The sequence below is a fragment of the Pseudomonas sp. SDO5532_S415 genome, from assembly GCF_054071155.1.
The window spans coordinates 1-4,987 of sequence record NZ_JBSVWS010000263.1 but is presented as its reverse complement, the minus strand read 5'-3'; the positions used below and the strand labels follow the sequence as shown (position 1 = coordinate 4,987).

5 protein-coding genes are annotated in these 4,987 nt (G+C 62.5%); 3 read left to right on the top strand and 2 right to left on the bottom strand.

Annotated features, from left to right (window positions below):
* Window positions 1-85: 85 nt before the first annotated feature.
* Entirely contained in the window at window positions 86-1,405 is a 1,320-nt protein-coding gene (locus ACW9HW_RS28650) for an Nramp family divalent metal transporter (RefSeq protein ID WP_457402674.1), read from the bottom strand.
* 240 nt (window positions 1,406-1,645) lie between these two features.
* Here ACW9HW_RS28650 and ACW9HW_RS28645 point away from each other — a divergent pair, with 240 nt between their 5' ends.
* From ACW9HW_RS28645 to ACW9HW_RS28635, 3 genes are all read left to right on the top strand, one after another.
* Complete coding sequence (locus ACW9HW_RS28645; RefSeq protein WP_095193490.1) at window positions 1,646-2,443, top strand: hypothetical protein; 798 nt, start codon at window positions 1,646-1,648, stop codon at window positions 2,441-2,443.
* Between the two features lie 56 nt (window positions 2,444-2,499).
* Window positions 2,500-3,417 carry an aromatic amino acid exporter YddG gene (gene yddG / locus ACW9HW_RS28640; RefSeq protein WP_457402672.1) on the top strand — a complete coding sequence of 306 codons (918 nt, stop codon included), beginning with the start codon at window positions 2,500-2,502 and terminating at the stop codon, window positions 3,415-3,417.
* A gap of 150 nt (window positions 3,418-3,567) precedes the next feature.
* Window positions 3,568-4,140: a DcrB/PsbP domain-containing protein gene (locus ACW9HW_RS28635; protein ID WP_095193487.1), complete on the top strand. Its 573-nt coding sequence runs from the start codon at window positions 3,568-3,570 to the stop codon at window positions 4,138-4,140.
* A 3-nt stretch (window positions 4,141-4,143) separates the two neighbouring features.
* Here the strand turns inward: ACW9HW_RS28635 and ACW9HW_RS28630 are convergent, their stop codons facing one another.
* Window positions 4,144-4,860, bottom strand: a complete 717-nt coding sequence (locus ACW9HW_RS28630; protein ID WP_457402670.1) for an alpha/beta hydrolase — start codon at window positions 4,858-4,860, stop codon at window positions 4,144-4,146.
* Between the last annotated feature and the right edge of the window lie 127 nt (window positions 4,861-4,987).

Below are 4,987 nucleotides of genomic sequence, written 5' to 3'. Positions count from 1 at the left end.
CCCGCAAGTGATGGCCGACAAAAAAACCGGCTGACAACATAGACCCCTTGTGGGAACGAGCCTGCTCGCGAAGGGGCCGGCCCCGTCACCCGAAAAACTGAAGGATCAGCCAGCTGTTAGCCCCACTGATCACGACAAAAAGCCCCCAAGCCAGCACCCGCGTCGGCCAGCGATTCACAAACGGCCCCATCAACGCCTGATCATTGGTCATGCGTATCAGCGGATACAGCGCAAACGGCAATTGCAGGCTCAGCACCACCTGGCTCAACACCAGCAGCTTGCCCACCGCATCATCCCCCATCAGCCACACGCCAATGAACGCCGGGATCAGCGCCAGCCCGCGGGTGATCAGGCGCCGCTGCCAGCACGGCAGCCGCAGGTTCAGGAAGCCTTCCATGATCACCTGGCCGGCGATGGTGCCGGTGAAGGTGGAGCTCTGCCCCGATGCCAACAAGGCGACGCCGAACAGCACACTGGCCAGCGCCCCGCCCACCAGCGGGTCAAGCAAGTGATAGGCGTCTTGAATGTCGACGACATCGGTATGCCCGGTCTTGTGGAACGCGGCGGCGGCGAGGATCAGGATCGCCGCGTTGACCATGAGCGCCAGGGCCAGGGAGCCGATGGTGTCGATGCGCGCCAGCTTCACCGCGTCCTGCTTGCTGGCCTGGTCCTTGCCGATCAGCCGCGTTTGCACGATCGAGGTGTGCAGGTACAGGTTATGCGGCATCACCGTGGCCCCGAGAATGCCGATGGCCAGGTACAGCGGTGCGGCATCGGCGAGCGCGGACAGTGATGGCGTGAAGCCCTGGGCGACATCCGGCCAGTAAGGCTTGATCAACAGCAGCTCGACAAAGAAACACGCGCCAATGGTGCCCACCAGCACCAGCATGATCGCTTCCAGACGACGGAAGCCACGGTTCTGCAGGGCCAGCACCAGCAAGGTGTCGAACGCCGTGAGAGCGATACCGAACGTCAGCGAACAGCCCAGCAACAGATGAAACGCCAACGCGCAGCCGAGCACTTCGGCGAGGTCGGTGGCGATAATCGAGATTTCCGCCAGCACCCACTGCGTGCGCGCCGTCCGTTTGCTATAGCGCTCCCGGCACAGCTGCGCCAGATCACGCCCGGTGGCGATGCCCAGCCGCGAACACAGGCACTGCACCACCATCCCCGCCAGACTCGCCAGCAGCACCACGAACAACAGGCTGTAGCCAAACCGCGACCCCGCCTCAATGGCGGTCGCCCAGTTGCCCGGGTCCATATAGCCGATGGACACCAGCAAACCGGGACCGGCAAAGCGCAGGACTCGTTTGAAAAATGACGCGCCGGGATCAACGGCAACGGAACCCGCCACTTCCGGCGGACAAAACGGCGCGGTACCGACCTTGGGTAAACTGAATTTCACGCGATGGTCCATCAACAGCTGGCAAGGCGCCCAGATTAGACGGTTCGGCGCACACACAAAACCCTGTGTAGGAGCGAGCTTTGCTCGCGATGGACTCCAACGATCACGTGTGCTGTCTGGATGACCGCAGTGCCTGAGCGTTTTTCGCGAGCGAGCTCGCTCCTACAGGAATGGTTTTTGTATACACAAATTGTGTACACCTGATAGTGTTGACGCCTGACACAGGGTGGAGACGTACGCGTGCTGATGCTTAAACTGCTGGTGATTCCAGGTTTCCTGCTGCTGATTTCCCTCGCCGGCAAACGCTGGGGGCCGAGCGTGGCGGGTTGGTTGTCCGGGTTGCCGGTGGTGGTCGGGCCGATTCTGTTCTTCCTGGCCATCGAACAGGGCGAACTGTTCGCCGCACAATCGGCCCTGGCGGCGCTGTCGGCCATGTTCGCGATGATCGCCTTCTGCGTCACCTATGCGCAGGTCGCCCAGAGAGCGCAATGGCCGCTGGCGCTGACGATTTCGCTGTCAGTCTGGGCGGTGGTCGCCGTGGTGCTGTCGTTGATCCCGCCGTCACTGCTGGTATCCGTGCTTGCCGCCGCCTCTGCCCTTTTGGCCGCGCCCTACCTGTTCCCCTCGGTGCAACCGATCGTTTCCGGCCCGGCGCCGAAGTCCGACAAACTGCTGCTGCGCATGGTCGCCGGCGCGCTGCTGACCCTGGCCGTTACCCTGCTCGCCAGCACCGTCGGCGACCGCTGGAGCGGGCTGCTTGCGGTGTTCCCGGTATTGGGCAGCGTAATGGCAGTGTTCTCCCAGCAAACCCGTGGCCCGGCGTTTACCGCTGCCCTGCTGCGCGCAACGGCGACCGGTATGTATTCATTCTCGGCGTTCTGCCTGGTATTGGCGCTGGCGTTACCCGACATGGGGATGAGCGCGTTTGCCCTCGGCATGGCCGTGTCGGTGGCGATGCTGGGCGTGACCAAGCGCCTGCTGGCGCGGCCTGTCGGCCCGGTGACGGCGGACGCTGGACGAACCGCGATCAAGCGCTAAGCTGCATCAGGTCATCGGGCAAGGAAGGCGCCCGTTCAACGACTGAAGGAACAGACATGGCCACGTCTCGCGTCCGTAGTGCCCACTCCGCCACCGCGGTCGGCGTGATCGCGATCTTTCTCTGGTCCTGCCTGGCGTTACTGACCACCCTCACCGAAGGCCTGCCGCCGTTTGAAGTGTTGACCCTGAGCTTCGGCGTGGCGTTTATCGCCAGCCTGCTCATCCTGGGACGCCACGGTATCAGCGGGTTCAACAGCTGGCGCCAACCCTGGGCGGTATGGGCGACGGGCTTTGTCGGCATCTTCGTTTATCACGCGCTGTACTTTTTCGCCCTCAAGGCCGCGCCGGCGGCCGAAGCCAGCCTGATCAATTACCTGTGGCCGCTGTTATTGGTGCTGCTGTCGGCCTTCGCCGCCGCGGAGAAGCTGCACAAGCGCCAGGTACTCGGCGCCCTGCTGGGCCTGGCGGGCACGGCGTTCATCATGCAGCAACGCGGGTCGGACTCCGCCGCCGCGATGCCGATCCCCGGATACCTCGCGGCGTTCGGCTGTGCCTTGATCTGGGCCGGTTATTCGGTGTTCAACCGTCGCTTCAAGGAAGTGCCGAGCAGCATCATCGGGGGCATCTGCGGCATGTCTGCGGTGGGCGGCCTGGTCTGTCACCTGGCTTTCGAGACCACGGTGTGGCCCGACGCGCGTCAGTGGGCAGCGCTTGTCGTTCTCGGGCTGGGACCGGCGGGACTGGCGTTTTTTGCCTGGGACCACGCCACCAAACATGGCAACCTGGCCACTTTGGGCGCCCTGTCCTACCTGGCCCCGCTGATTTCCACCCTGCTGCTGATCGTTGTCGGGCGCAGCCACGCCAGCCCGCTCCTGATGATCCCCGCATTACTGATTATTGCCGGTGCGGTCATCGCCACTTCACAACCGACGGTCAAAACGCCTACAACACCTTCGATCGTTTCGCACGAGTAGCCCAACAACTTCGTACCCGGCAGTAACCGTTCGTGTTCCTGGCGATGGCACCAGGCATCAATGACCGTCCGTTACCCCACACTGGAATGCCCGCCAACCTCCATGGGATGATCGCCGCCCCACTGCGCGACCATCCCTGGAGATTCACCCATGTCACTGTTGAGTAAAAAAGCCGTTGTCCTGTTGCTGGCGGCGGTCGCCACATTGGGGGCTTTGAATGCGCAGGCGGCCAAGGCCCCGGCCAAAGAAGCGGCATCGACACAGAAAGTCTCGATGCTCGGCGGCAAGTTCACGTTCACCCTGCCAAAGGGCTTCGTTGCCAACGCGCTGCCAAGCAGCCCTACCGGTGCAAGCGGCACCATGTATGCCAACGAAACGACCAAGACCGTGGTGATCGCGGCTGAAAACAGCCTGCCGGATGGCACCAAGGTCAAGGACAACGACGGTGCGTTTCTCGACGGCACCGTGGCCGACTTCGACGCGGCGCAACGCAAGGCGCTGCCGGACTACAACAAGCTCAGCGAAAAAAGCCTGACCCTCAAGAGTACCGGGCTGGGTGTGCGTCAGGTCGACAGCACCGCCAGCCAGGGTGGCGGCATGACCCTCAACACCACGCTGATGGCGGCGTCCGGCAACCGCATGATCGTGATCCAGGTCATTTCCCGCCCCGGCGACATGGCAGCCCACGAGACGCTGATCAAGCAGATCGTCAGCGGCAAATAAGCGTCAAGGGTTGAGGCGCTGCAACCAGGCGCTCAAATCCTGCATCTCTTCGGCGCTGATGTTATGGCCAACACCTTGGTACGCGTGAAACTCGGGCTCGAGTGAGATGCTCTGCAACAGGCTGTTGGCCTCGGTGCCGTCGCTGTACGGCAGGCGTTTGTCCGCCGTGCCATGACCGATGAAAATCGCCAGTGACTGGCGTTTTTCATCCGGTTTCAATTCGGACCTGAGTACCGGCAAAATCCGCCCGCTCAACGCGGCGATCCCGCCCACGGCCTCGGGATGCCGCAGGGCGACTTCGTAGGACATGATCGCGCCTTGGCTGAATCCCACCAGAAACACCCTGTCCGGTTCGGTGTGATACTTGCGCGCCGCTTGTACGACGAAATCCAGCAGTATCTGGCCGCTGGACTTCAGATCGTCGGTCTCACCGTTGTAGGCACCTTCGCCCTTCTTGCGAAACCACTGGTAGCGGCCCTCTTCCATCACCATCGGCGCCCGTACCGACAGGTAGTTGAATTGTGCGGGCAGCTCATCCTTGATGCCGAACAGGTCCTGCTCGTTACTGCCGTACCCGTGGAGGAAAATCACCAGGGGCTGATCGCGGGATTCGGGGTTGGCCTGTTCCAGGTATTTGAGCGGCAGGTCGGTTTGCAGCGGGGTTTGAGCGTGGACAGCGGCGGATGCCAGCAGCGTGAGCAGAGCGAGAATCTTCAACATAAGCCTTCCTTCACAGTGCGCAGGATTCGGGGCAGAGCCTAACACTGTGAGACAGGCAGGGACATTTCAGGTGATCCGGATACCCCCTTCGCGAGCAGGCTCGCTCCCACAGGGGAATGCATTTCAA